The 25,864-nt window shown below is 46.2% G+C and carries 37 protein-coding genes, 1 pseudogene and 1 riboswitch; of the genes and pseudogenes, 10 read left to right on the forward strand and 28 right to left on the reverse strand.

Translation table 11 applies throughout. The features are described 5' to 3' along the window. Positions 1-23: 23 nt before the first annotated feature. The 6 genes from KNO95_RS09525 to tenA all read right to left on the reverse strand — a co-directional run bounded on the left by KNO95_RS09525 (position 24) and on the right by tenA (position 5,273). Complete coding sequence (locus KNO95_RS09525) at positions 24-1,589, reverse strand: diguanylate cyclase domain-containing protein (protein ID WP_214878847.1); 1,566 nt, start codon at positions 1,587-1,589, stop codon at positions 24-26. A gap of 111 nt (positions 1,590-1,700) precedes the next feature. Next, on the reverse strand, positions 1,701-2,339 hold the full coding sequence (locus tag KNO95_RS09530) for an SDR family oxidoreductase (RefSeq protein ID WP_214703009.1): 639 nt from the start codon (positions 2,337-2,339) through the stop codon (positions 1,701-1,703). Between the two features lie 25 nt (positions 2,340-2,364). Further along, positions 2,365-3,006 (reverse strand): thiamine phosphate synthase, encoded by a 642-nt coding sequence (thiE, locus tag KNO95_RS09535; RefSeq protein WP_214703007.1) that lies wholly within the window; start codon positions 3,004-3,006, stop codon positions 2,365-2,367. Beyond that, complete coding sequence (thiD, locus tag KNO95_RS09540; protein ID WP_214878848.1) at positions 2,975-3,814, reverse strand: bifunctional hydroxymethylpyrimidine kinase/phosphomethylpyrimidine kinase; 840 nt, start codon at positions 3,812-3,814, stop codon at positions 2,975-2,977. Before thiD ends, thiE begins: the two co-directional genes overlap by 32 nt. Next, positions 3,814-4,602, reverse strand: a complete 789-nt coding sequence (gene thiM / locus KNO95_RS09545; protein ID WP_214878849.1) for a hydroxyethylthiazole kinase — start codon at positions 4,600-4,602, stop codon at positions 3,814-3,816. The genes thiD and thiM overlap by 1 nt, the downstream gene beginning before the upstream one ends. Continuing rightward, on the reverse strand, positions 4,599-5,273 hold the full coding sequence (gene tenA / locus KNO95_RS09550) for a thiaminase II (RefSeq protein WP_026824908.1): 675 nt from the start codon (positions 5,271-5,273) through the stop codon (positions 4,599-4,601). The genes thiM and tenA overlap by 4 nt, the downstream gene beginning before the upstream one ends. Positions 5,274-5,360: 87 nt before the next feature. Next, positions 5,361-5,465, reverse strand: a riboswitch (TPP riboswitch). Between the two features lie 136 nt (positions 5,466-5,601). Here tenA and KNO95_RS09555 point away from each other — a divergent pair. Continuing rightward, complete coding sequence (locus KNO95_RS09555; RefSeq protein WP_214703001.1) at positions 5,602-5,997, forward strand: ion channel; 396 nt, start codon at positions 5,602-5,604, stop codon at positions 5,995-5,997. Positions 5,998-6,004: 7 nt separating this feature from the next. Here the strand turns inward: KNO95_RS09555 and KNO95_RS09560 are convergent, their stop codons facing one another. From KNO95_RS09560 to KNO95_RS09570, 3 genes are read right to left on the reverse strand one after another with little or no spacing between them, the layout of a single operon-like run. After that, the gene (locus KNO95_RS09560) at positions 6,005-6,157 is read right to left on the reverse strand and encodes a hypothetical protein (protein ID WP_012727577.1); all 153 of its coding nucleotides are present in this window, start codon (positions 6,155-6,157) and stop codon (positions 6,005-6,007) included. Between the two features lie 50 nt (positions 6,158-6,207). After that, positions 6,208-7,035, reverse strand: a complete 828-nt coding sequence (locus KNO95_RS09565; protein ID WP_214702999.1) for an aminoglycoside 6-adenylyltransferase — start codon at positions 7,033-7,035, stop codon at positions 6,208-6,210. After that, the gene (locus tag KNO95_RS09570) at positions 7,032-7,634 is read right to left on the reverse strand and encodes a pentapeptide repeat-containing protein (protein ID WP_214702998.1); all 603 of its coding nucleotides are present in this window, start codon (positions 7,632-7,634) and stop codon (positions 7,032-7,034) included. The genes KNO95_RS09565 and KNO95_RS09570 overlap by 4 nt, the downstream gene beginning before the upstream one ends. Before the next feature lie 55 nt (positions 7,635-7,689). Between KNO95_RS09570 and KNO95_RS09575 the strand changes: the two genes are divergently transcribed. Further along, positions 7,690-8,139 (forward strand): NUDIX hydrolase, encoded by a 450-nt coding sequence (locus KNO95_RS09575; RefSeq protein ID WP_214700404.1) that lies wholly within the window; start codon positions 7,690-7,692, stop codon positions 8,137-8,139. A 2-nt stretch (positions 8,140-8,141) separates the two neighbouring features. Here KNO95_RS09575 and KNO95_RS09580 read toward each other — a convergent pair whose 3' ends face one another. The 3 genes from KNO95_RS09580 to KNO95_RS09590 all read right to left on the reverse strand — a co-directional run bounded on the left by KNO95_RS09580 (position 8,142) and on the right by KNO95_RS09590 (position 10,024). Continuing rightward, on the reverse strand, positions 8,142-8,819 hold the full coding sequence (locus KNO95_RS09580; RefSeq protein WP_214878850.1) for a YjjG family noncanonical pyrimidine nucleotidase: 678 nt from the start codon (positions 8,817-8,819) through the stop codon (positions 8,142-8,144). Positions 8,820-8,940: 121 nt separating this feature from the next. Further along, positions 8,941-9,696, reverse strand: coding sequence for a DUF1129 family protein (locus tag KNO95_RS09585; protein WP_214702992.1), 756 nt, complete (start codon positions 9,694-9,696; stop codon positions 8,941-8,943). After that, entirely contained in the window at positions 9,671-10,024 is a 354-nt protein-coding gene (locus KNO95_RS09590) for a PadR family transcriptional regulator (RefSeq protein WP_214878851.1), read from the reverse strand. The genes KNO95_RS09585 and KNO95_RS09590 overlap by 26 nt, the downstream gene beginning before the upstream one ends. A gap of 168 nt (positions 10,025-10,192) precedes the next feature. Between KNO95_RS09590 and KNO95_RS09595 the strand changes: the two genes are divergently transcribed. Beyond that, positions 10,193-11,650, forward strand: coding sequence for an aldehyde dehydrogenase family protein (locus KNO95_RS09595; protein ID WP_214878853.1), 1,458 nt, complete (start codon positions 10,193-10,195; stop codon positions 11,648-11,650). 66 nt (positions 11,651-11,716) lie between these two features. On the opposite strand, the gene KNO95_RS09600 is transcribed toward KNO95_RS09595, so the two are convergent. From KNO95_RS09600 to KNO95_RS09625, 6 genes are all read right to left on the reverse strand, one after another. Then, positions 11,717-11,899, reverse strand: a complete 183-nt coding sequence (locus tag KNO95_RS09600) for a DUF6440 family protein (protein ID WP_026824899.1) — start codon at positions 11,897-11,899, stop codon at positions 11,717-11,719. A gap of 89 nt (positions 11,900-11,988) precedes the next feature. Next, on the reverse strand, positions 11,989-12,375 hold the full coding sequence (locus KNO95_RS09605) for a hypothetical protein (protein ID WP_214878855.1): 387 nt from the start codon (positions 12,373-12,375) through the stop codon (positions 11,989-11,991). Between the two features lie 117 nt (positions 12,376-12,492). Then, entirely contained in the window at positions 12,493-12,831 is a 339-nt protein-coding gene (locus KNO95_RS09610; protein ID WP_214878856.1) for a zinc ribbon domain-containing protein YjdM, read from the reverse strand. A gap of 66 nt (positions 12,832-12,897) precedes the next feature. After that, entirely contained in the window at positions 12,898-13,410 is a 513-nt protein-coding gene (locus KNO95_RS09615) for a GNAT family N-acetyltransferase (RefSeq protein WP_026824896.1), read from the reverse strand. Positions 13,411-13,502: 92 nt separating this feature from the next. Next, positions 13,503-13,832, reverse strand: coding sequence for a four-helix bundle copper-binding protein (locus tag KNO95_RS09620; RefSeq protein WP_026824895.1), 330 nt, complete (start codon positions 13,830-13,832; stop codon positions 13,503-13,505). 81 nt (positions 13,833-13,913) lie between these two features. Continuing rightward, complete coding sequence (locus KNO95_RS09625; RefSeq protein ID WP_214702988.1) at positions 13,914-14,525, reverse strand: protein kinase family protein; 612 nt, start codon at positions 14,523-14,525, stop codon at positions 13,914-13,916. A 146-nt stretch (positions 14,526-14,671) separates the two neighbouring features. Here KNO95_RS09625 and KNO95_RS09630 point away from each other — a divergent pair, with 146 nt between their 5' ends. From KNO95_RS09630 to KNO95_RS09640, 3 genes are all read left to right on the forward strand, one after another. Further along, positions 14,672-15,568 (forward strand): aldo/keto reductase, encoded by an 897-nt coding sequence (locus KNO95_RS09630; RefSeq protein WP_026824893.1) that lies wholly within the window; start codon positions 14,672-14,674, stop codon positions 15,566-15,568. Positions 15,569-15,854: 286 nt separating this feature from the next. Next, complete coding sequence (locus KNO95_RS09635; protein ID WP_214878858.1) at positions 15,855-17,120, forward strand: hypothetical protein; 1,266 nt, start codon at positions 15,855-15,857, stop codon at positions 17,118-17,120. Positions 17,121-17,225: 105 nt separating this feature from the next. Beyond that, a complete protein-coding gene (locus tag KNO95_RS09640) occupies positions 17,226-18,083 on the forward strand; it encodes a pirin family protein (RefSeq protein WP_214878860.1) in 858 nt (285 codons plus the stop codon). Between the two features lie 39 nt (positions 18,084-18,122). On the opposite strand, the gene KNO95_RS09645 is transcribed toward KNO95_RS09640, so the two are convergent. Genes KNO95_RS09645 through KNO95_RS09660 form a run of 4 tightly spaced genes read right to left on the reverse strand, consistent with a single transcriptional unit; the run spans position 18,123 to position 19,784 of the window. Further along, positions 18,123-18,425, reverse strand: a complete 303-nt coding sequence (locus tag KNO95_RS09645) for a hypothetical protein (protein ID WP_214702982.1) — start codon at positions 18,423-18,425, stop codon at positions 18,123-18,125. 4 nt (positions 18,426-18,429) lie between these two features. Beyond that, positions 18,430-18,903 carry a GNAT family N-acetyltransferase gene (locus tag KNO95_RS09650; RefSeq protein WP_214702980.1) on the reverse strand — a complete coding sequence of 158 codons (474 nt, stop codon included), beginning with the start codon at positions 18,901-18,903 and terminating at the stop codon, positions 18,430-18,432. Further along, the gene (locus KNO95_RS09655; RefSeq protein ID WP_026824889.1) at positions 18,903-19,202 is read right to left on the reverse strand and encodes a hypothetical protein; all 300 of its coding nucleotides are present in this window, start codon (positions 19,200-19,202) and stop codon (positions 18,903-18,905) included. Before KNO95_RS09655 ends, KNO95_RS09650 begins: the two co-directional genes overlap by 1 nt. A 57-nt stretch (positions 19,203-19,259) precedes the next feature. Continuing rightward, entirely contained in the window at positions 19,260-19,784 is a 525-nt protein-coding gene (locus KNO95_RS09660) for a GrpB family protein (protein ID WP_214702978.1), read from the reverse strand. Between the two features lie 154 nt (positions 19,785-19,938). On the opposite strand from KNO95_RS09660, the gene KNO95_RS09665 reads away from it, so the two are divergent. Continuing rightward, the gene (locus tag KNO95_RS09665; RefSeq protein ID WP_026824887.1) at positions 19,939-20,484 is read left to right on the forward strand and encodes a TraR/DksA C4-type zinc finger protein; all 546 of its coding nucleotides are present in this window, start codon (positions 19,939-19,941) and stop codon (positions 20,482-20,484) included. Between the two features lie 44 nt (positions 20,485-20,528). Here KNO95_RS09665 and KNO95_RS09670 read toward each other — a convergent pair whose 3' ends face one another. From KNO95_RS09670 to KNO95_RS09680, 3 genes are all read right to left on the reverse strand, one after another. Beyond that, a complete protein-coding gene (locus KNO95_RS09670; protein ID WP_214702972.1) occupies positions 20,529-21,512 on the reverse strand; it encodes a M23 family metallopeptidase in 984 nt (327 codons plus the stop codon). Positions 21,513-21,676: 164 nt separating this feature from the next. Beyond that, positions 21,677-21,862 carry a hypothetical protein gene (locus KNO95_RS09675; protein WP_152538865.1) on the reverse strand — a complete coding sequence of 62 codons (186 nt, stop codon included), beginning with the start codon at positions 21,860-21,862 and terminating at the stop codon, positions 21,677-21,679. Further along, positions 21,859-22,650 (reverse strand): GNAT family N-acetyltransferase, encoded by a 792-nt coding sequence (locus KNO95_RS09680; RefSeq protein ID WP_214702970.1) that lies wholly within the window; start codon positions 22,648-22,650, stop codon positions 21,859-21,861. The genes KNO95_RS09675 and KNO95_RS09680 overlap by 4 nt, the downstream gene beginning before the upstream one ends. 50 nt (positions 22,651-22,700) lie before the next feature. Between KNO95_RS09680 and KNO95_RS09685 the strand changes: the two genes are divergently transcribed. Further along, on the forward strand, positions 22,701-23,165 hold the full coding sequence (locus KNO95_RS09685; protein ID WP_214878862.1) for a GNAT family N-acetyltransferase: 465 nt from the start codon (positions 22,701-22,703) through the stop codon (positions 23,163-23,165). A gap of 88 nt (positions 23,166-23,253) precedes the next feature. Continuing rightward, on the forward strand, positions 23,254-23,475 hold the full coding sequence (locus KNO95_RS09690; RefSeq protein ID WP_251129301.1) for a helix-turn-helix domain-containing protein: 222 nt from the start codon (positions 23,254-23,256) through the stop codon (positions 23,473-23,475). Between the two features lie 76 nt (positions 23,476-23,551). Here KNO95_RS09690 and KNO95_RS14550 read toward each other — a convergent pair. From KNO95_RS14550 to KNO95_RS09700, 3 genes and pseudogenes are all read right to left on the reverse strand, one after another. Then, positions 23,552-23,851 (reverse strand): annotated as a pseudogene (locus tag KNO95_RS14550) (NUDIX hydrolase); the annotation flags it as partial. Positions 23,852-23,973: 122 nt separating this feature from the next. Further along, positions 23,974-24,978, reverse strand: coding sequence for a S66 family peptidase (locus KNO95_RS09695; protein WP_214878865.1), 1,005 nt, complete (start codon positions 24,976-24,978; stop codon positions 23,974-23,976). Positions 24,979-25,045: 67 nt separating this feature from the next. Then, the gene (locus tag KNO95_RS09700; protein ID WP_026824883.1) at positions 25,046-25,354 is read right to left on the reverse strand and encodes a hypothetical protein; all 309 of its coding nucleotides are present in this window, start codon (positions 25,352-25,354) and stop codon (positions 25,046-25,048) included. Between the two features lie 141 nt (positions 25,355-25,495). On the opposite strand from KNO95_RS09700, the gene KNO95_RS09705 reads away from it, so the two are divergent. Then, positions 25,496-25,807 (forward strand): hypothetical protein, encoded by a 312-nt coding sequence (locus KNO95_RS09705; RefSeq protein ID WP_026824882.1) that lies wholly within the window; start codon positions 25,496-25,498, stop codon positions 25,805-25,807. The last annotated feature ends 57 nt before the right edge of the window (positions 25,808-25,864 follow it).

Here is a 25,864-nt window from a genome sequence, read left to right on the forward strand (position 1 = left end):
GATTAACCATTTCTATGTTCCCGTTATGTTGGACCATGTAACGCCTCATCATAAACCGCATAATCATTTTTGCCGTCTTGTTTGATTTGGTACATCGCCTGGTCTGCTTTATGAATCAATGTATCTAAATCAGTTCCTTGGTCCGGGGCATGACTGACTCCGATACTCGCCCGGATTGGAATCGTCACATCCGACGTTTGGTACGGGTTCTGATTTAACGTCAGCTGAAGTTCGTGAATAAATGCAAGCACTTCAGAATCTGTTAAATCGACTAAATAAATATAGAACTCATCTCCTCCGACACGGGATGCCAAGCCGACGTCTCGTGCCGAAGCTTCCAACAGTCCACCTAAATGTGTTAAGAAATGATCACCGATTTGATGGCCATACGTATCGTTGACCGCTTTGAAACCGTCCAAATCGATGACCAGCAAAGATAGTCGCGAGGCACTCAGGAGCGCATGGTCTGCTTGTTCATAAAACGCACGGCGATTAGCCAATTTCGTAAGTGGATCATGGTAGGCGAAAAAGCGGATCGTCTGCTCGGCCTCTTTGAACGAATGGACGTCCCGAATGATGATCATCCCATGAATCGTTCGATCGATATCGACAAAGTCCCCATCGATAACGACGTACCGTTCTTGTCCAGACTTCGTCATAATTTTCGTTTCGAACTCTATAAACTTTTTACGTGTCCGAAAGTGTTTGGTGTAGTGTTCCATCCACTCTGCTTTTTTCTTTTCTGGCAACAAATCGACAAACCGTTCATTCACGACGCGGACCGTATGAAACAATGTTCGCGCAGCCGGATTCGCACTTTCCACCCTACCATCCGGGTCAATCAACAAGATAGCGGATGGATTTAAATTATAGAGTGTCCCATATCGTTTAACATAAGAGGTTAAGAAGTCTAAACGATTCATCGCGATGACGAGCGCCACCGCCCAAACGAGCCCTCCATACATATAAGAGTACGGTGGAATAAATCCACGGAATTGAAAATAACCGAACACGATGTCCCACACCAATATGACTAATGCCGTCCAAAATAACATCCGTAATACCCGCTGATGTTCCCTACGTTCTGTTCGTCGTAACGCATAAAAAATAAGAAAGATAATCAGGGTGTGAAAAATATTCCCGACAGTTAAGGTAACCAAATAGGATGAATTGAACTCAGGATAAATCCAAATTCCGACCTGTTCGAACCGTTGACTGTTCGTAATATTTTCTCTCTGCACGTACGTCAACACGATTGGAATCAATGGCAAGTAGACAACCCATGGATACAGCCAACGTGGCGCCTTCGCACCGATACCCGTAATGTTCAATATGAAATGAATGGAGAAGATAAAGATCAAGATGCCGGCATTCCCAAACCAATAGGCAATGAGTGCCGGACTATATTCAATCGGAGAAAGATGGCGAACGAATTCCGCTAAGAAAAGCATCGAATAGCCAAACACAAACAGGCTCAGCAAACGATGCTCGACTTTATTCGGATTTCGTTGAAAGACATCGAGTGCTAAAAAGCCGAGTAAAAATGACGGCAACAAATAGACCGCCAGATAAATGAACATCTCGGTCATGCGGAACCTCCTCACCTATTCATAATTCTTCATTTCGCTATTCTGCTGACTTTTCCCTCTTTAACGCGACAAAAAACGGGATGAGCCACATCCCGTTCTTCATTCGACACATTATAACGTTTCTTCGATTGGGGTATCCCCTTTAATCAAATCAATCGCTTTGTTCTGCGCATTTGCATGGTTATGGAGGACATGCACCAAGAATGATGCCACGTCTTCGCGTGGAATCTCTCCACTTCCCTCGAATTGCGTGTTCACTTTTCCCGTTCCCGCATCATCTGTCAATGCGCCCGGACGAACAATCGTGTATGTGAGTCCACTCTGTTCGAGTAAGCGATCGGCATGATGCTTCGCTACGTAGTACGGCTTCATCGAATCTGGCCAAGCTGAGCGATCCTCTGCTTTTAAGGCACTGAGCATGACGAAGTGTTTGATGTTCCCGTTCGCTTGTGCTGCTTCGATACTCTTCGCTGCACCATCTAGGTCAATTAAAAGGGTTTTGTCTGCTCCAGTGCTTCCACCAGAACCAGCCGCGAACACGATGACGTCCATCCCGTCGATTGCCTTTTCCAAGTCCGCTACTGAACCTTCGAGGTCGCCAAGTACAGCGTTGTATCCTTTTGACTTGAAGTCATCGAGCTGCTCTTCTTTACGAACCATCGCTGTGACGTGATGCTTCCCTTCATTGTGTAACTTTTCTACCAATTGATGGCCAATCTGGCCGTTTGCACCGATAACAAATACGTTCATCTGTCTTCCTCCTCAAAAATTGAATTCAGAGACAAGCGAAACGCCGGGTAGCTTCTGCTACATCCGGTGCAGAAGCGATGGCGGAGATGACGGCAACACCGTCTGCCCCGTCATCAATAATAGCAGGGACATGATCGGGACGAATGCCCCCAATCCCCACAATCGGCAGCAGTGGATAGTGTCGACGAACTTGTTGAATCAGTTCCGTGCCACGCACAATCCCTGCATCCAGTTTACTTCGCGTCTCATGAATCGGACCGATGCCGACATAATCTGCGAACGGAAGAGCTGCACTGACTTCCTCCATCGTATGGACCGACACCCCTAACCATTTATCAGGTCCTAGCCGTTCTCGAACTTGTTTGGCAGGTAAGTCATCTTGTCCGACGTGGATGCCATCCGCGTCAATCGCGAGCGCCAATTCAACATCGTCGTTGATGATGAACGGGACCTTTGCTTCTCGACATTCATGTTGGAGCGTCCTTGCCATCGCTTCTTTTTCATCTCCATACAATGCATCTTTACCTTTTTCGCGAAATTGAAAACATGTCACACCACATCGAAGTGCCGTTTTGACGGTCGTCACCAAATCGGATGCGTCCGTCGTTCCACACACAAAGTAAAGGCGAAGCTGCTTAGCGAGCGCTTGTTTCGTACAGAACGTCAACGGTAATCACCTCTTCTTTCGCTAAACGATGTCCCCAGTGATTAGTCGGTCCATGACCTTGCCCAATCGATAATCCATGTGCAATCGCCTGATGAATGAATCGTTTTGCGTCAACGACCGCTTGACGTAGTGTCTTCCCATACGCTAGTTCAGCTGTCAATGCGGCAGAGAACGTACATCCCGTCCCGTGCGTATCTTTCGTTTGGATTCGAGGTGCTTTTACGCGGAACGCTTCAGACTCGGTCACGATTAAGTCAACGGCTTCTACATCATTCGAATGTCCGCCTTTGATAATCACGATATCGACGCCAATGGCTCGAATCACCTGCGCTGCCTTCATCCGGTCTGCCTCGGTCCGAATCTCCATCCCCGCCAACACTTCTGCCTCTGGAATATTCGGGGTCACGATGGTCGCCTGTGGCAACAGCTTCGTGCGAAGTGCTTCGACCGCACTAACTTGCAACAAAGAGGCGCCCCCTTTCGCTACCATGACAGGATCGACGACAACATGTTCGAAACGATATCGTTCGAGCGCCTTCGCCACCGCTTCAATTCGTTCAGCGTCCACCAACATCCCGGTTTTACAAGCGGTGATGCTAAAATCATCAGCTACCGCATCGATTTGTCGGGTAATCATTTCCGTGGAAATAGCCTCAATTCCATGTACCCCTAGTGTGTTCTGGGCTGTGATTGCAGTCAGCACGCTCGTCCCGAATACGCCGAGCTCTTGAAACGTTTTGAGATCGGCTTGAATGCCGGCTCCTCCGCCTGAATCAGATCCTGCAATTGTCAAAACTTGAGGTTTCATCATGTCGACACCTCGATTCGATTCGTCGGAATTGTATGTTGCGTCAATTGATGGAGGGCATTTAAAAAGTGAATCGGAAAGTCTCCCGGTCCTTCTGCTCGCTCACTCGCTAGCTCACCGGAATAAGTATAGCCTGACATGGCGGTCACCGTCGCTTTAAGGGCGTTCTTTTCGACTGCTAGACAAGCTCCGACCACTGCACTGAGTAAACATCCCGTACCGGTCGTCTCAGTCATGCGTTTCGTCCCGCCGTGTATTTCCATGACGACGTTCCCGTCGCTGACCATATCTTCTTTTCCAGTCACGGCCACGACACATCCGTATCGTTTCGCTGCTTCAAGCGCCAATTGTCGCGGTTCGCATGCACCGTCTCCAACATCGACACCACGAGCTGCCCAATCGACACCAATCAACGTCGCGATTTCTCCTGCATTTCCTCGAATGGCCGTGACACGCACGTGACGCAAAATACGTTCGACCACATCTCGTCGGAATGACGTCGCCCCGACTCCGACCGGGTCGAGTACAATGGGGCATCCTGCCTCGTTCGCCGCCTGCCCTGCACGAATCATCGTGGCTTCGGTCATCGTACTAAGTGTCCCGATATTTAACACGAGCGCATCACTTATAAATGTCATCTCTGCCACTTCTTCGATTGCATCCGCCATGACGGGAGAGGCACCGATGGCGAGCAGTCCATTCGCCGAAAAATTCGCCACGACTGTGTTCGTGATGTTGTGAACGAGCGGTGCCTGCTTCCGAATCTCACTCCAAATCTCATGTCTCATTGGTTGACCTCCTGTGACAATGTCCACGACTCAAGTGTCCAAGCCATTTCCCAAAAAGCGACTTCGTAATAGCAACTCTTCAAGAACAGTTTCGTATAACGCACACGCTCTTCTTCTGTCGCTTGTCCTGCGAGCTCATCTAATCGATCGATTTGTTCTTCCACCAATTCGCGGAACCACTCTGAGCCATACGTCGCAATCCAGGCCGAATAAATCGGATGATCAGGACGCTTGTCTTTAAGACGTTCGCCAATCTCGTAATACACCCAGTAGCACGGAAGGATCGACGCGAGCACGTCCCCGAGTGTCGGTCCTGCCTGTTGCATATGGAGCGCATACGCATAAGCGGTCGGAGCCGGCTCGAATGTCGCCAATTCGACATCCGTTACGTCGAGCATCGTAAAGAACTCTCGATGAAGTGAGAGTTCCGCCTCAATCGTGTGTAAGGCATGTGTTAAAAAACGGCTTGATAGTTCCATCGTCGGTGCGAGCGTCGCCCCCTTCGCCTGCACTTTCGAAAACTGATTCAAATAATAAGAGTCTTGCATGACGTAATGTCTGAACTTCTTCTCATCGAGCGTTCCTTCTCCGAGTGAACGGACAAACGGGTGATGAAAGCTTGCTTCAAACAATCCATCTGCTTCCTGACGTAAGTGATCTGTAAATTTCATATGAACTCCCCCTTATAACAGATAAAAGACGCCGCCTCCCATAACGGAAGCGGCGTCTCGAACAGTCATATCTAGGTGAAGCCATATGAGTCGTTTCGCCCACTTCCCTACGCTAGCGTGAACTAGATCAGGTTCAAAGGGTCTGGACCATGTCCATCTCAGCCGCGTAACGCGACTCCCCTAGTGGCAAACATTATGAAATTCAGTCGTCTTCGACCACATTCTATCAATTTTTTCATCAATTGCAAACCTTTTCCGATCCCGTTTTTCATTCTTCGCTTCGGGAATGGGTAAGGAAGCACATTGATAAGAAAAGGATGTGGACAGAATGAATACGATTTTATTGACGATTGCATTACTCTTCATCAGCTTGAACGTGTTTTGGTTTTTCAAACGTCAAACGTATAAACAGACAGGATTTGATGGGAGGTTGTTCGCTCAGTTATTCGTCAGCCTATTTGGTGTCATGTTAGGGTTCACGTTGATTTATTATGCGCTATCTCGCGATTCAGTCATTCTTGTGACCTCCCTCGAATCCATGAATGCTGTCGAACCGACTTGGGAAAACCTCCTGTACTTCAGCGGGGTCACCCTACTATCGATTGGCTTTGGTGATTTGTTGCCAATCGGATTGACCCGATTATTCGCTATCATCGAAGGCGCAATCGGTATTTTATTACCGAGTGCCTTCTTCATCAAATCGATGTATCAGAAAGACGAGTGAAGATTTTCTAGCGTCCGGTGATGAGCAAAAACATATTGAACGCGACGAGACCAAGAGGAAGCATCGCAACCAAAATGATTGGCCATTTCTTTAAACGAATGCCGACAAAGAGGACGAGACTTCCGACTAAAAGGGCAATAAATGTCGTATATGGATTCATGAAAAAACGCTCCTTTCTCTATAAGGAGCGTTTCCCGGCTCTCGCCGTCATTAATCGTTCGAATGTCGAAGTGTTGCACATGCAGCACGGACGCGTCTCGCTTCTTCCTCCTGAAATACGAAATGGCCTTGTTCGGCGACGCGTTGCGCGCAAAAGAAAAAGAGTGATTGTAATCGGTCATGCGTGTCCTCAATGGCGCTCAGTTCAGCCGAGGCATACGTCGCCCCGAGCATCTCCCATAACTCTTCCGGTAAATGGTCGCGCATCCCGTCCCCTGACTTCCCAAGATTCACCGAGAAATCTGTCGCATAACCGATGTTCCATTCCATCATCTGACGGAGCATATTCCGCATGATGTCGAGGTGGTCGAGCGCATATAGCACTTGATGCCGCTTGATTCCTTTGACGACATAGAGCGACACCCACCAAAACTCATTCCAACAAGCCGCATACTCGTCAGCAGACGGATGTTTCACACGATACGATGTGTCTGACGGCGTCACATCTGGATGATCATCTCGGTCAAAGATGATTTGACTGAGCGAGTCGGCTTCGAGCATCGCTTCAAGTTGATCAACACACCGAATCGTCAAATCAATACGGTGTCCGTCTACATATTGCACTAAAAACGTTACATGTCGTTCGGGATCAGACGTCTCAGGTGTCTGCATAATCAAGACCTCTCCAAACATGTCGATCCATGAGCGATCGGCCGCAACCGCTCTTACATCTTCTACGTAAAAGGCAAGATCGACATCCTGATACGGGTCTGGTCGGATGTTCGGATTGACGAGCGAGCCGTTCAAGACGACCGTTCGGATGTATTCACGTTCTGTTGCGAACGCAACCAGCTGTTCAATGATTTGTTCCGGCTTCATTCTACAATCGCCCCCAATGAGCGCGCGACTTGGATCGCCTGCATCGCGTCTAATTTTGTTTGCTGTAACGTCACGTTCGAAAAATCAACCCCATCGACGAGTGCTCCTCTGAAGTCGGCACCACGACACACCGCATGTTGAAGTGTCGCCCGGGACAAGTCCGCCTGATACCAAACCGTCTCGGTCAAGTCAGTTCCGTACAGGTCCGCCTCAATTAAACGTACATGGGACCAATCCATCTTTTTGAGCGACACGTGACGAAGATTGACGAACGACCAGTCCCCCTCTTTTACAAGAACGCCTTCAAACTGACTTTCTTCAAAAGATGACCCGGTCATTTTACATTGTTCAAACTCACTCGTGAACAAGTTGGCACCATGAAACTGACAGTTCAAAAATGAACTGCTGACATGACGGGACGCGTTCCATTTCGAATCCGTGAAGTCACAATTGATGAACTGACAGCGCTCCGTTTGTAGTTCTGTTGCATCGACGTATGTGAAGCGACAGTTCTCGAACGTGACGTGTGACAGTTCTTCGTCTCGGAGTGTCACGTCACGGAAATCTTCGTCTCGATATTGCGTATGTGGTTGAAACATATGATCTCTCCTTCAGGTATACTAGAACAGATTACAAAGATTGGAAGTGATATAGATGGACATCGTATTTCCGACTGAACACGGCGTCTTCAATTACCGCGTTGCCGGTATTTTTGTAAAAGACGACCATTTATTGATTCACCGAAACGTCCGGGATGACTTTTGGGCATTACCCGGGGGGCGCGTGACGCTCGGTGAAGAAGCCGCAACCGCGCTCGCACGCGAGCTTCATGAAGAGTTGAACATGCATGTGACCGATACCTCGTTCGCTTTCGTGCACGAGAATTTATTTACGTACAACGACCAACCGTTTCATGAGATTGGACTGTACTTTTATGTAGATGGTGACCTCCCGCTCCAAGACGGCGATTTTTACGGACCTGAAGGAGATCACCTGATTTATCGTTGGCAAAAGCTTGACCGTCTCCAAGACGTCACGCTCTATCCAGAAGTATTGGGTCAACTCCCGAACCGTTTGCCAGTTCATTCACTAAACCCGTCTTGAACTTAGAGAAGCGATTTCAACTCATGTAAATGTCGAATCTCATACGTCGACTCCATCGTCGCGGCCACTTCTTTCGGATTGAACCAGCACGTATCTAGACCATACATCCGCCCACCGGCGATATCTGCCGTGACCGAGTCGCCGATGATTAAGCCTTTCTCTGGCGTTACATTTGGAATTCGGTCGAAGACATAGTCAAAGAACGGCTTCATCGGTTTTTGCGAGCCGGTCGCATCCGATACGAAGACGTCTTGGAAGTACGGCAATAGTCCCGATGACTCTAACCGTTTGAATTGAGTCTCCGTCACGCCGTTTGTGACGATATAGAGCGGATAGTCAACGCTCAGCGTTTGTACAATTTCTAACGCACCATCGATCATGTGTACGCCTGCATGTAAATAGTCACGATACTGCTGTTCGACATATGGTCCATCAACCGTAAGACCGAGCGAATCGAATAGTTTCGTGTGACGACCGACGAGTACTTCCTCGCGGTCTACTTCCCCACGTTCAAATGCGCGCCACAGGACCGTGTTGATGTCGACATAGCGCGACTTCACCTCATCCGTCATCCGGACATTGTAGGATGCGAGCAATTGCTCCAAGGCGACGTGCTCACTTTGTTTAAAGTCTAATAGCGTGTCATCAATATCAAATAAAATGGCTTCATAACGTTTCATGGTTCTTTCTAACCCCTCTCTTCGTCTAACTGTACAGGAAGTAGAAACGAACATCAAAAAAAGGGGGATAAACGTAATCCCCCTTTATCTTTTCTTGACGATGAACCGGATGGCTAAAACATCAGACTTGATTCTCTTTATTTTTCTTGGCCCAGACAAGAAAGAAAATTGCCATTCCGATGAAAAAAATCAACATCGAAAAAATCAATTGTTGCTCAAGTGGTAAACTCGTGCGAGCAAACGCATATTGCGGTCCAAATAAAAGAATCGGAATGATTAGATTAATCCATGTTTTTGTCCATACAGAGACGATGAGTAATGTAATTACACCAATTCCGAACAATACAAGTTGACCGACCGGACCGAAAACAACCGTCGGAGTTTCAATGAAGATATCAAGCACCATCAAACCAAGAAATGATAACATTGGAATCGCAGCAAGCACGACATAGGTTACACCGTTTTTGAATTTGCTTTCCTTCGAGCGAACCGCCATAGTACGGAAAGCTTGTGAAGCAGCTAATAAGAAAAGGATTGCTACAAGTGGGAAACCAATCATTTGGATTGTTGAGAACGTCATCTCACCTTCAATGAAATTGCCAATAATAATGTATGCGAACAGGTTTGAAATCATCATCACAATGACTTTGATAAATTCATTCATGTCGAATGCCATCTCATGACCAATATACTGCATGTAGGATTTCGGACTTTGTCCAATGACATCGTCCACATCCTTCCCTGCTTGCTCCGCTTCTAACAAGTGATCCTTTAACTCAAAGACAATATCTTTCACCTCAGTCTCGGACTTCCCGCTCGACATGAGGTATACCGATAAATCATCTAAAAAATCACGACTTTTCTTTGAAAGTTCCATCTTTATTCTCCTCCCTGAGTACGCGGTCGACACCGCTTGAAACTTCTATCCAACGTTGTTTAAAGGCTAGTAATTCTTGTTGACCCACTCCCGTTAAAATGTAGTACTTCCGCTTTGGGCCTCCGGATGGAAGTTCTTTTTGAACCGTCTCGACCCATCCTTCTTTTTTCATCCGTAGCAGAACGGGGTAAATACTTCCTTCGCTCACCATTGTAAATCCATACGCCTGTAACTTTTCAGACATCTCGTAACCGTATGTCTCACCTTTACCAATAATGGCTAATAGACACCCTTCAAGCAGACCTTTTAACATTTGACTCATTGCCATGGCGTAACCTCACTTTCAATCAACTATCTTGTTATACATAATAGTAATGGAAACTAACCCCATTTACAACTACTTTGTAAAACAAGTTAGTTACACTTTTGGATGTTTATTTTTCTAAAACAAGTGAATACTTCTTATGGTGAAGAAAAAATAAAGGAGTGTTCAAATATGCATACAGATTTTACGAACATGTACATCAATGGTGAGTGGGTAAGCGGATCAAGTGAAAAGTCGATCGACAACGTCAATCCGTTCTCGAACGAGACTCTCTTCTCGATTCGTTCAGCGGATGAAGATGACTTGAATCGTGCTTATGAAGCAGCGAAAGCGTCTCAAACGGACTGGGCTGACATGGTTCCCCAGGCACGCCGTGAGTTGATTGAGAAGTTTGCCCAGCTGACGATGGACAATAAAGACCTAATCGTTGACTGGCTCGTGAAAGAGTCTGGGAGTACACGTATCAAAGCGGAAAGTGAATTCGCCGCATCGATGGCCATCATCAAAGAAGCCGCGACGTTCCCATTCCGTATGGACGGGCTCATCAAACCTTCAATCGTCCCGAATAAAGAAAACCGAGTATATCGTAAACCACTCGGGGTCATCGGCATCATCAGCCCGTGGAACTTCCCGCTCCATTTGGCTGTCCGCTCGATTGTGACGGCTCTTGCGACCGGAAATACGGTCGTCGTCAAACCGGCTACAGCGACACCGGTCACAGGTGGTCTCCTATTCGCATCCCTCTTCGAAGAAGCCGGTCTCCCGAAAGGTGTGCTCAATGTCGTCGTCGGACGAGGATCTGAAATCGGCGATGCGATTGTCGAACATCCGATCCCACGTCTCATCTCGTTCACAGGTTCGACCGAGGTCGGGCAAGGAATTGCGGAGAAGGCAGGTCGTCTGCTGAAGAAAACAGCACTTGAGCTCGGTGGAAATAACGTGTTCGTCGTGCTCGATGATGCCGACCTCGACCGTGCCGTCGAATCAGCCGTCTACAGCAAGTTCTTCCACCAAGGACAAATCTGTATGTCGACGAACCGAATCCTCGTCGCTGAATCGATTCACGATGAATTCGTGGAGCGTTACGTCGAGCGCGTCAAACAGTTGAAAGCGGGTGACCCGAACGAAAAAGATACGCAAGTCGGTCCACTCATCGACCACGACCAAATCGATCGCATCTTAGACCAAATTGAGAAAACGGTCGATGCCGGTGCGACCGTTCACACTGGTGGGAAAGCAGGTGGTAACGTCCTCGAACCGACCGTCCTCAGTGGCGTCACGAATGACATGCCGCTCGCGAAAAATGAAATCTTCGGTCCGGTCGCGGTCATCCTTTCGTTTAAAGATGACGAAGAGGCGTTACGTCTCTCGAACGAATTACCGTATGGATTGAGCGGTGCCGTCCACGGCTCGGTTTACCGTGCGACCAATTTTGCACGAAAAGTCGAAACCGGTATGATTCACGTCAACGACCAGTCGGTCAACGATGAACCGCACATGCCGTTCGGGGGCGAGAAAAACTCTGGTCTCGGACGCTTCAACGGCGAATGGGTACTCGAAGAGTTCACGACGCTTCAATGGGTGTCCATCATGCATGAACGTCGCGAGTATAAACCGTTCTTTTCTTAATACAGTCAATACGAAAAAACCAGGCTTGTCGGCCTGGTTTTTGTGTTGATTCTTCATTCAATGATCTCACGAAGTCGATTGGGGCTTTTCAATCACGACTTTTCCATGTTCATCTAGGAGAGGTGTCATCCCACTCAATCCTAATCCACTAGTCATTATGTAATGAACGCCCGTATAGCGATCCATGACAATCTTAATGATCCCACCACTCATATGCTGTTTCGACTTCAATACAAATCGTTGTCCCACGACATACCTTCTTCCTCTTTTTCAATTTAGAATGCCTTCACAATCATCTCATATCCACACGGAACATATACCATTTTTAACCATTTGAATCATTCTAAGAGCTCATTTACATCCTTGATGTGTTCTTCATCAACTTTGAAATACTCACTACTTTCCATACCTTTTGAAAAAACGAACTCGTCGCTGTCAGTTATCCAAAAGTTCACCATCAATTCCATTGTCGATTCAGCCGGATTATTGATGGTCACTACATATTGAGGAAGCCCTTCTGGACGTTCATTTGTGATTGAACTCGTTTCAATAAACATTTTAAATTCCTCAATTTCATCGTCATCCGTCATCCTATTTTCAGAGTACACAATCGTTTGTTCATCAGTATAATTTCCAACAACTAGCTCCCGATCTTGTTGACCACATCCCATTAAAATAAATAACGGGATCACACTGAAGAAGGTAATCATTTTCTTCAAAGACATGTTCTCCCTCCTCCATATTTTAAATACGCTTACATATTATCATAGGCCATACTTTACAAAAAAGACGAACCAGGTCGCATTTCACGCCCCAATTCGTCGACAGTCTAAATCTTTAAGTTAGATTTTCTTCACGAACTCCGACTTCAGTTTCATCGCGCCCAGTCCCTCGATTTTACAGTCGATATCATGGTCACCTTCTACGAGTCGAATCCCCTTCACTTTCGTCCCTTGTTTGACGACAAGCGAGGTCCCTTTCACTTTCAAATCCTTGATCACGGTGACGGTGTCTCCGTTTTGAAGCGGGTTTCCGTTCGCATCTTTGATTTGGGACGCCGCTTCTGCTTCTACCGCCTCGCTCGGTGACCATTCATAGGCACATTCCGGGCATACGAGCAATGGACCATCCTCGTACACATAAGATGATTGGCATTTTGGGCAACTTGGGTACTCAGTCATAATGTTTCCTCCATTCGATTCACTCGTTCCAGTATATCGTATGGTGGTTCAGTCTTTCTAGACCGTTCATTCTTCTGTAGGCGATGCAGGGCCTTCTAAATCAAGTTGATAAAACGATAAATCAAGCCATTTTCCGAACTTATATCCGGCCTTTCGAATCGTACCGGAATGAACAAATCCAACTTTTTCATGAGCACGAATACTCGTCACGTTCGACGCGTCAATTCCCCCAATGACCGTCTTCATCCCTCTCGTTTCGGCGATACGGATGATTTCTTTTAAGAGCTTGTTACCGATTCCTTTCCCGCGATAACCGGGATGCACATACACGGAATGTTCGACCGTGTAATGGTATGCCGGCCATGGACGGAACGGTCCAAACGTCGCAAATCCCATGACGACATCATCCTCTACCCATACGATGACCGGACAGTCTTGCACTTTCTTTTCCTCATACCAGGCCACTCGATTCTCGAGCGTCACCGGTTCATAATGATAGACGGCTGTACTGTTCACAATTGCGTCATTATAAATATGTAAAATCATTTGAAGATCATCTCGGCGACAGTTGCGAATCATCCCCACACCACCTCTTCGTTTTTTTCATTATACGAATCTCATCTTCAAAAGACACGAAAAAAGTGACCGGTTAATCAAACCGGTCACTTCGGTCATGCGGCCAAGCGGTCACACATCGAGGCACATTCTGTACAGACTCGCGCGCATTCCTGACAATGTGCATGCTTATGTTTCTCGCACTCTTGTGCACATGCTTTACAGATGATTGCACAAGCTCGAGCAAGTTCCGGAACAAATGCCGAATCACGCGTCATCGCCTCAGCAAGAAACGAACAGGCAGCAGCACATTCTCGGTCGAGTCGAATACAATCGACCATCATCTGTACATCTTTTTCCTCTAAACAAGATTCTAGACAATAGTTGCATGTCTCCACACATTCATGGAGCATTTCGAGTTCATTCGCATAAATTCGATGAGCCATACATCATTCCCCTTTCTCTTCTCCTTAAGCTCTTGACACGTTACTCTTCTTCCCTAATCGACAAAAGAAAAACGACCCGCTTCAAGAATCCGGATCGTTCACGAACTTGCGATATAAGCACGCAATTCGATTGAGAAACGTCGCATCATATTGTTTCGGCATGAAACGAAAGCGATAAAGACGATACATCCGTTTCAAATCTTCCCACTGATGATCGATTTGCTGGCCTTGTCTGAATCGTGCCAAATCGATTAAAAAAATTTGTCCGTTCGGGGTCAAAATAATATTTCTCAAATGAACGTCCGATGGGGTCAATCCGAGTAGCCTCGCTTGACGAAGTGATTCGTCCACTGCACTGATGTAAGTCGAATCAATCCAAATCCCCTCCGTCAGACACTCAAATAGCGTCTTTCCTTCGATGTAATCCATCACTATATATGACGCACCGGACTCATAGCACTTCGGAAAGTAAGGAAGTCCCTTTAGTTTTTCATAGATGGCCGCTTCTTCGGTTGCGATTTGTTCGTAACCTGGGAAGAACACTTTAATGACACGATCCTTTTCCTTTAAACGAAGCACGGCCGCACTTCTTCCAATCCCATGTAAATGAAGCTCTGGGTGCATCGCCATCACCTGAAACGAGTCGCCTATCCGATCGAAGGTGACGTCCGCATATTGTTCATAGTTACTCATCTGTCACGCCTCTTTTCTGTTTCTCATTATTATCATAGCTTATTCAAGCTCATTTGACTCTAAAATCCGCTTGGATGATCGCCAAGTGACGTTCTTTCTCTAAAGACGTATAATGAATGGCGAGTGAAAACTAAGGAGGAGTTATTATGCAACGCATCGCTTTAACAGAGGAACTATCATTTTCACGTGTCGTTCACGGAATGTGGCGTCTCGCTGATTGGGATATGACCCCGCAGGAACGCCTTACATTCATCGAACAATGTATCGAACTCGGCATCACAACTTTTGACCATGCTGACATTTATGGGGGTTATACATGCGAAGGGTTGTTTGGGGAAGCGTTAAAACTCAAACCTGAACTCCGTGACCAAATGGAGATTGTTACAAAAACGGGCATCAAATTGACAGGATCATTCAATCCGGGTCAAACGCTCAACTATTACGATACGACTAAAGAACATATCATTGCGCAAGCGGAACGGTCGTTGAAAGAACTCGCCATTGATTATATCGATACGCTACTCATCCACCGTCCAGACCCGTTGATGAATCCGGATGAAGTCGCTGAGGCGTTCATCACGTTACGCGATAGCGGTAAAGTACGCGAGTTTGGTGTATCCAACCATGTACCAGCCACACAGAACTTGCTCCAATCACGTTTGCCGTTCCAACTCGTGACAAATCAACTTGAACTGTCTCCGATGCAATTGAAGCACTTCGAGGATGGATCCGTTGACCTTTGTCATGAAAAACGGATGCCACTCATGGCCTGGAGTCCACTAGCCGGAGGTCAGCTCTTCAAAGATGAACAGTATGCGCCACTTCGTGAAAAACTTGAAGACATTCGTTCACGTCATAACGCGAGCGGGATTGACTCAATCGTGTATGCATGGCTTATCAAACATCCGGCGAACATCATGCCGATCATCGGATCAGGAAAAATCGAGCGTGTTCAGACAGGTGTCGATGCTCTTCAAATCGACCTCACACGTGAAGAATGGTTTGAAATTTTGAAGGCGGCACGCGGTCGAGATGTTGATTGAAGGAAACTTCATCAAATAAATTCCACACAATTAGAAAGTGATCATTTAGATGAAATATCGACTTTTTTCAATATCTCATGATATCAACGTTTTTTCGTCAAAAACCGACATGAGAAAAAAGTAAAAAAGTAAAATTAAGACATAATTGGTTTTATCCCCCGTCCAGTTCAAGTTGGACGGGTTTTTTGTTTTTTTTTCGAAATAACACTTTAATTTTCCTAAGACTAAAGTCACAAAAAAATGGTGCTAGAATGGTGAAAGTGATTCATTGAAGGAGAGTACCGATGTGAAAAAGTACCTGATTTTCAGTACCCTCGTTATCCTGATTTTTTTATTCGGATGCGAGGAAGAACGCGCACTCCGTCTCCAACCCGCTCCTGAATATTATCAAGGACGTGCCTTGTTACCAAATGGACAACAAATCGAAATTCCAGAATCCGATCGCGCAACCATTATCGAATTGTGTCAACCAGACAACGCGACGCCAACGATTCCAAGTGGCAAAAGACATTGGCTCGGGACGGTCACATTAACCCAACCATTGACTGATGTCACTTCCTTATCCGCTTTTCCGACAGCTACTTTTTTCACTGTCGAAAATAAATCATATGTTCAATGTCAATTAGACGCCCTCACGTATGTTACAAAAATTGATAAGATGCCTGAGAGTTTAAATGATGTTCAATATGCAGCTGATGCTTATCCTGATGTTGCTAAAATTCGGTTTGCCGAACCTCACGAATATGCGCATTTTGCACAAGAGATGAAAAATCCGATAGGTAATGAGCCCTATCCAGAGCGAAAAGGCATCGAACACACCCTTTTCCACCTCACCATGCCATTCAATGGTGAGTTCGAACTGACGTTTGAATCTTCAGATGGCGAAGAACACCTGACAATTCCAATTCAATCATCACGTCAACCTTATTTGTCATTCGGACTCGGGACCGAAAAATCTGACGATACGTTACAATATGCGATTTATACAAGTCATGACCAAAATGACTATCAGGAAGTATTACGACCGAAACAAGCTCATATGTCACAGATGTTTGGTGCGAAGATGGCCTCACAACTTCCCACAGTTCTTGTACCCGGCCACCGCTATCCACTCTATAGCTTTACATTTATGAATGAAGGAACAGCTCAGCGCCAAAACGTTTCACTTACGTATCATGAACCTAAATTACTATATGGAAAAGAATTGGACGAAAAGATTCATAATAAATTAAGTAGTCAACGTCATGTCGTTTTCCATGATTTGGCACTTATCGGAACTGAATCAAAAGACGCCCCATTCCTCCAGCATGTCGGTCAAGATGAAATGAAATTTATTTTCCGCGCAATCAAACGGGCCAATGCGACTGCCTATGCAGGCAAACCTGCTCCTACACCTTACGTGACATTATTTAAAGGGGTATGCGCCCAAACGTTTGACGTCAGTTATGAAGGTACGAATGTGTACTTGACCAATTCAAAGACTGGATCTCACTTCAAACTGTTACGTGAAGACGCAATCAAATGGTATAACCTATTTGGAGAAAACAGGTAATCCGACAGATGCGAACGTATCTGTCTTTTTGCATATTCATGAGACAAAGAAAACCCGATTCGCGTCATTTTTTGGGAAGATAAGAAGGGAAAGGAGTGAATCTTTTTGATAAATCCATTTATACGAGACGTGAACCGTCATTGGCGTGTCTCCTATCGACAAAACGGATATCCCCATGTGCAACAAGGATGGGTATTACCACCTGAACAAAAAGAGGCATTCGATCCATTTATTTTGATGGCAGAGGACTGGTTCAAACGTGGAACGTTTTCTGACCACCCCCATCGCGGATTTCAGACAATCACATATGTCATCGATGGTCGCCTAGAACATATTGATAATCATGGCGGACATTCGATTTTAGACGCCGGTGATGTTCAATATATGAACGCCGGGTGGGCTGCTAGACACGCTGAAGAAGCGGTCGAAGATGATTTGATCCATACGTTGCAGCTTTGGTTAAATTTGCCGAAGTCGTTAAAAACGACAACGACTTCCTATCAGAACGTATACGTCGAAGACGCACCCGTTGTTTCCTTCGACGGTGGACAGCTACGTGTCTATTCTGGTGAAATCGCGGGAGTAAAGGGACCGATGGACAGTCTCGTTCCAATTACGATGACCGAAATATTGTTGAAAGAAGGCAGCGAATACGAACACATCCTGCCTGCGAACCATAACAGCTTTATGTACGTACTCGCTGGTTCGATTGAAGTTGGATCTTCTAGAACCCCGCTCCATAAAACTGATGTGGCGACACTGACGTTTGATGAAACATCTGAAGCGAAGAGCACATTTCGACTGAAGGCCACGACACGCACACGGGTGCTCGTCTATTCCGGAAAACCGATTCGGGAAGATTATATTGCGCACGGTCCATTCGTGATGAATACGGAAGAAGAAATCCGTCAAGCCTTCCGTGATTATCATAGCGGAGCATTCGGTCCCCCAGCAGTGAAATAAACAAAGGGAGCTTCTCGACATGAGAGCTCCCTTTACTGGTTATGATCGATCCGGTTGTAACACCGTCTGTTGTGTCGGAACATTTCCGATTGGTACAGTACGCTCGACGAGAACGTAACGCTTGCCTTCCACCTCAAACTTACGGTCGCCAAGATAGTGAGCGGCCTTTCCATCTTCGTATAGTTTCGACAAGATAGCAGGTACGTACTCTTCTAGCTTTGTATAGTGTTCATCAAGGGTCATGACGATATTGCCACCTTTATATCCGAGCCAGTAACTATAAAAGAACCAACCTAACGACAGTACTCCGAGAATTCCTAATCCAATTGTAAGTAGCTCCATCATGTTATTCCTCCAATTTTTTCATGACAATCTGACGTTTCGGGATAAACCCGATTTCGCCATAAAACGAAGCAGCATCCGTATTGCTCATCCAGTAGTCTAGTTCAATCGATTTGAATCGGTGGTCAAGCGCCCATTGCTCCATCCATTCCATCACACGTCGACCATAACCATTCCGTTGATACGTTGTGTCGATACTGATGTGATGAACATACACGGTTCGGACAGCTTGACGAAAAGCATTCGCTTCACTCACTTTCTCCTCGAACCATATGTAACCGATTGGAGTTGCTTCAAGCTGCATCACCATATAGTGATGGCCGTGTCTTCCAATCAGTGTTAAAAAGGCTTCATACATCTTCTCTTCCTCATACTCCGCAAAGAATTCTGGGTTCATCCGGAAATGATGCTCATGAATGGAACGATTCAACCGTGCGATGAGACGTGCATCGGTCGTAGGGATAAATGTGATCTCCATCATCCGGTATAGTTTGAAGAATTTCGATCTTCGTTCACACCGTGCGGTTTTTCAATTCCTCGCAACGTATGGTCATTCGAAGCTTGAGTCCCTTTCCCTCCTAGGCGACGTTGAAGCGGACGTGCCAAAAAGTAACCCACGAGGAGCGAAATAGGTAACACGATAAAAAATGTACCGAGTAGCGTCATCATATACCCTTTGTCTGTATCTCCGGCAATCATGCGGAGAAGAATGAACAGCCCTGTGAATATAAGTGCAGCCAAAGAGTATTCCACACATTTCCCGAGAAATCTTTTCATACGACATCTCCCCCTTTAAGGTTTGATGTATTATACGACCATTCCCATAAAAAGGTTTCAAACCCCATGATTTTCTTTATACCACTGTGTCGCTAGCCGTTCCGTCTCGATAATCCAATTATGCTTCCCTTGAATGTACCCCTCCATATCTTCTGGGTGCTGCGCTGCGAGTTGAAGTTTCAATGCACCATAGTCATCTCGCACGTCAGGAAAGGTACGTAAGTAATCTCGAAAGGCGAGGTGTCTGATGACATCCGGATTCCCCTCTTCAAACACATGCACGTGAACCGTTCTCTCTTCTTCCCCTTTACGGAAATAACGCCGCTTCGGAATACCGTATTCACCGAGTCCTCGATAACCGAGCGCTTCCATCCGCTCCATATACGCATCGACTCGTTCAATGTCCCGTACGACCGGCATCATGTCAATGATTGGTTTCGCTGCTAACCCTTCGACCGATGTGCTTCCGATATGATGAATCGAAACGAGTTCCTCTTCGAATAGTCGACGCAACTTTCCCGCCTCTTCTTCAAATTTCCGCTTCCATTCCGGACTGTACTTCACCACTTCGACTTTTCTCATGATTCGTTCCTCCTCACTAAAATAAATACTCTCTATTGTCATCATACCCTTTCTAAACATCGCTCGACACGACGGATTCCACTTCAAAAGGTTTGTACACAAATAAAATGGGAAACCCTATATTAATGACTTGAGAACTGGAGAGTGAATGGATATGTTGACCGAAGAACAAATCGAAACGTTTAAAAAACGACTGTTGAAAGAAAAAGCAAAGACAGAAGGATATATGGATAACCGGGAAGAGACATATGATGAAGGAGAGCTCTCCCATTACGATAATCATCCTGCTGACTCGGGCGAAGAACTCTTTTTGCGTGAACGCGACCAAGCACTCAACGAACTTGATGAGGAGTTCTTAAGCGATGTCGACAAGGCTTTACTCGCCATTCAAAATGGAACGTATGGAAAATGTGAAGTATGCGGGAAAGACATTGAACTAGACCGTCTTGAAGTCATCCCGGAAGCTACGCTATGTATCGAGCACGCTCGTGCACAGGAAGAAGAAGAGCACGAACATGAACTTGATCGACCAGTCGAAGAAGACGTGTTGAACCCGAATGAGACGGCCCGTCGTAAGGAACTAGACGGAACGGATGAACCCGGTCAAAAAACGGATGCCTTCTCACAAGTTGAAGATTATGGAAGCTCGGATACGATTGCCGATAGTGAAGGCAATCACGATCCGACACGCGAACAATAAAAGATGCCCTGACCTCAATCGAGAGGTTCAGGGCATCTGTCTGCTTAAAACGTTGCTTTCACTGGAGAGGCACCACCGAGGCGTTCTGCCACTTTCATCGGATTGACGGCATTTCCAGCTGAAGTGGCCGAGAAATTGTAGTCCCCTTTATGAATTTCAAAATGTAAGTGTGAACCTGACGAGTTGCCCGTGTTTCCGAGTTGACCAATCGGTTCACCTTGGCGCACCGTCTGCCCCTTTTTCACATCGACTTTGTGCATATGGGCATAGACCGTCGTCCATTTTTGACCGTCTACGTTATGCTCAATTTGAATATGGTTTCCATAAGGTCCACTTGAGCTAACTTTTGTGACTGTTCCAGCTTCTGCGGCGTAAATCGGTGTGCCTGTTTTAGCGGCAATATCGAGACCGTTGTGGAATGTGTATCCGAACTGTCCGCTCGCCGCACCGAATCCTTGAGAGAGGCGTCCTTCTGCCGGCATTAAGAACCGATCAGGAGCCATCGCTTCGTACTGCTTCTTCAAATTGCTTAACTGATTCGTTTGCTGCTTATATTGTTTTGACTTCTCGTCATATGATGTCTTCACATCTTGACGGGTCGCTTCAATCTGTAGTTGTTCTTCTTTTAACTGTTTCAACGTTTCGTTTACTTGCTCTTTCTTTTTAACGAGTACATGATGCGCTTCCTCTGCATCGGCGGCTTCCGCTTTCGCACTCGGTAGGACAGAAGAGACGACTTTTGAAAAGAGTGATCGTTTTGTCGGAACAAGGTCTTCTTCCACTTTTTCTAACTCTATAGAAGTGCCTTCAATCTCGTCTCGCAACGCTTCCGCTTTATGGTCGACTTGCTTCAATTTTGTTTGAATGGCTTGAATGGATTGTTTCGTATCTTTTACTTGCTGTTTCGTTTGTTGCAAGGATTCTTCCGTATGAACAAGGTCTTGCGGGGATATGTCGTTAGCGGATACGGTTTGTCCTTGGAATAAGAGAACACCGGCACCTGCCGTCATGATGAGTTGTTTCCACATATATATAATAAACCCTCCAAATTGATACATTCATAAATTTTAAAAAAGCTACATGTGCGAATATACCACTAGGAGGTTAAACATTTCAATATATGAAGTTTTTCATTTTCGTTTCATAGATGACAGAATGATGTGAAAACCATAACGACCGCTTCACAATCGTTTCACCCACGTTTCCTCGTATAATATTTTGTAAGGACGACCCCAACGATTGAAAGAACGGTGACACCCATGCCACCCAACATGAAGAGCTGTGACATATGTTTGGGGATGTTCGTGGTCAACGCAATTAAAGTTAACGTGTTCCCACCGATCAACCCAATGATGCAAATCACTATTAGTCGCTTCATAAGGCATTCTTCACCATTTCAAATTGTGCTATCTCGTCTTGAACAAATCCTAATCGTTGTGCTGCTTCAATCCATTCAGGACGGTCCGACGTCAAGGTGATATGAAGTGGCGATCGGCTCGCAGCCGCCCGCAACAACCATTCCGCATCCTCGGCGTGACCAAAAACATCGAGCAATACATGATTGCGGTATAACAAAAAACCTTCTTGTTGATCTTCTACCACTTTCACAAGTTCCGCCTCCTGTTGGGTCACACGCACATCGCATTGCCAAATTGGAACATGCTGAGCTGTCGGATATAGTCGGTCGAACAGCGTTTGAATCGGTTCCGAAGTCATCTGAGCGGTCGTTACAAGTGGTACCGCTTGAAAGTAATAAATTTCACGTGTCGTCTTGTATCCAAGTTGATGATAAAGCGACAACGCCGCATCGTTCCCTTGAATCACTTCGAGCAACCGAGTGCCTTTTGCGTTCTCTTCAAATCGTTGCATCAACTCGGTCGCAACTCCTAATTTCCGGACGTGTGGGGCGATCGCAAGACCGCCACAACGCGTCTGCCATCCTGAATCAAGATGTGCAATCCCACTCAATACGACGCCAATCGGCTCTTCTCCGTCATAAGCGACGATTGAACGAGACGGCTGATTTTGGTCTCTTACGAGAAAGACGTCTTCAAACGTCTGCTCGTCGAATTGGAACGGAATGATATAATCAGAAAAACCAGTCATAAACGCGCGATATATATCTTGCAGTGGCGGATTTTGGCGATATGTAAATTGTGTAGACATATAACTCCTCTTTTCTGAAAGAAATGAATAACGACCGAAGGAGACTTCTCATGAAAATCACACTCGAACACCGAAATGAGTCGCACCAATCAATCCTTGATACATTTGATTTACCAACGGACCAAGAGAAGTACACGACTCTTCCAAAAGACATGGATCATTCATTACCTGATGGCGTTCATCCAATTATCGTCGTCGAGGCGAAGCCGATCGGTATGTTTTTATTACATGACAATGAACGCGTCGCTTCCTACACGAACGAACCAAACGCCTTACTGTTCTCCGCTTTTTCCATCAATTATGAGGAGCAAGGCAAAGGTTACGCTAAAGCGGCGCTCCGAGAACTCCCGACATTCGTGCAACAACACTTCCCACATGTTCGTGAAGTCGTCTTGTCGGTCAACTTGAAAAACGAGGCCGCTTTTTCACTCTATACGACAAACGGATGGATTGATACCGGACGTCGAATCGGTGGGCCGATCGGCGAACAACGTATTCTTTCCTTAACGATTTAACAAAAGTAGGCGAGAATTCTCCCTCCCCCTCCGCGGGTATCGGATGAGGAGGACACATCACGATCTGCTGGAGGGAGGAGGGACGGACATGCTGAAAGGCTACACATACAGGCTCCACCCGACGCCTGCACAGGCCGAGTTCCTGGTCCGGACGATTGGTTGCGCCCGGTTCATCTACAACAAGCTGCTCGAGGACCGCATCGCCATCCGCGAGGAGGCGAAAGCGGGGACCGGAACGAGACGGAAACCGGCGACGAACAACCAGCATGGCACGATCCGCATCGAGGCGGGGCTAAATCGGTTTGCGTGATTTGAACAAGATGATTTGTCATTAGGGAGTTCCCTTCAATCGTTCGCAATCTTCCTTCTGTAAGCGCCAAAAGCTCGTTCCTGTGTACAGCTACGATATCCATCACTTCCCCGTCGTCAAAATGAATCGGCTCACCTTGATAGAGATAGCAATACGTATGTGTAAATTCGCGATCGACAAACCCGTCTAGTTCAATCGTGTCTTCAAAAACTCCCATAAAAGCAAGCTGTTCAAACGTCAACGACAGTCCAAGCTCTTCTTCAATTTCACGAACGCCATCTACAATCGTCTCGTCTGCAGTGAGATGTCCCGCCGCAGTGATATCATATTTCCCGGGAAAATCCTGTTTCTCCATGCTTCTTCGCTGAAGGTAGATGAGGTCTTGTTTCTAAAACCAACAGTGGAACGTCTCATGCCAATCCCCATCAAGATGAACCTGTCCTCGCTCCTTCTCCCCTATTTTCCGGTGATTCTCGTCAAAAATGGTGAGGTGCTCCTTCATTCAGACACCCCATCTTCTAAAAATCGAATCGTTCCATTCGTCGCATCCAACTCGGCCTGAATGCCGATTGGGAAAACGTGAGACGGAAACGTGTGTCCGATATCAACATTCGTCAGAATCGGAAAATCTTTTTCTCCGATGACTTCAAGCAACAAGTCGTTGAATGAGAAGGGGGCTGATTGATCTTGAAAATGCTCATGCTTCCCGATGATCAATCCCGAAATTTCATCAAATACGCCAGCCAGCTTTAGCATGCTGAGCGAACGTTCTTCTTCAGCCATGGTCTTGAACGAGTCTTCTAGGAATAGAATCGCTCCTTTCAAATCAGGAAAGTAATCCGATTTGAAGAACCCGGACATCGTGTTCAAATTCCCGCCAATCAACGTCCCCTGTGCCTTCCCATCCCTAAGTGATATCCATCCTTCATTCGGTTGGAACGTCTTGACGCGTTGTTGCGTCGACCAATCGAGCATCTCTTCGGTCCATTTATCAGGGGTATGTAACTGAAACGGAGCGTTTCGTTCTAAGCAGAGAATATCTTTGACATATTGCTCCCCCGCCTCGAACATCCCACCGTATTCACCGAAAGAAGGGACGATTGCCGGACCGTAGAATGTGACGACTTCCGTTTGGGCATAACACGCCATCAAGATTGCCGTCACATCACTATAGCCCATGATGATTTTAGGTTGACGTCGCAATTGCTCATAATCGATATACGGTAGCAATGAGTTTGAATTCGTTCCTCCAATCGTACTGATAATCGCCTTCACTTCAGGGTCATGTAACAATGCATTCAGTTCGTCCGCGCGACTCCGAATGGACGATGACCGATATCCTTCTGTTCTATATGTACACGTGCCCTCTTTCACCTTGAATCCCATCCGCTTGAGCTGTTCGACGCCACGTTGATAGCGCTCCTCAAATTGAACAGGTGCCGGAAAAGAAGGCGTAATGATTCCTATCGTATCCCCGAATTGCAACTTTTGCGGTGTAATCATGATCCCCACTCCAATCCCTTGTAACATCGTTATGACGTATTATACCGCAGGAGTGGTAGATTACGATTCAAAATAAATCAGGGTCTTCCGATAACGTTCTCACTTTTCGAACTTTCGCTGGTCGTCCAGTCCACCCGAGCGCCACAAAGAAAAATGCACCTGCGAATAAGCCAAATAGTGTGGTCAATCCCACTTGAACGCCAACGAACCCATACTGTTCTCCCATTTTCACCAGTAAAATCGGCGCGAACAGACAAGTCATACTGAGTGAAAGAAGACCTCCCCATACTCGTCGCTTTGCATTACCGATTGTAAACCAACCAAACGTAATCCATACACAAGCAACCAATCCTAGCGCCGCAACCGTCATCCACATTCGCCGCACCTCGCCTTTCGTTTTTCTTTCTATTCCCTATTTTTCTTATGATTCCTACTATTTTTTCAAGTAATGAGAGAATTTCCGGGTAAAGGTAAATTAGACAAGATGCGAAACGGGACAATGAAGGAGTGGGTTGATATGAGTTCACGATTAACCTTTGCCCTAGTCTTTCTCGGCCTTTTTTTAATCGTCGTTTATTGGATGAGTACGTGGAATGACAATGTTGTCGAAGGACAGATTGAGCGAGTCGATATTCCTCAGCTATTGATTGAATCTGAGTCCTCAGAAGAAATCAGCTTGCGTGTGATTTTGATCAATGACCAAACAGAAGTGACGGGTATCGTCAATAGCGTACAAGACTTACAAAGCGGTCAGCTCGTCACGATCGAAGTCATTCCCACTGAGTCCGACTTGAACATCGCGCGTACGATTGAAGTCACGTCGCCATGATTTTCTGAAATGAAGCGTAACTTTTCTAGAACTGTGGAATATGAGAAGGAGTCATAA

Source organism: Exiguobacterium sp. ERU653 (genome assembly GCF_018617775.1).
Classification (GTDB): Bacteria; Bacillota; Bacilli; order Exiguobacteriales; family Exiguobacteriaceae; genus Exiguobacterium; species Exiguobacterium marinum.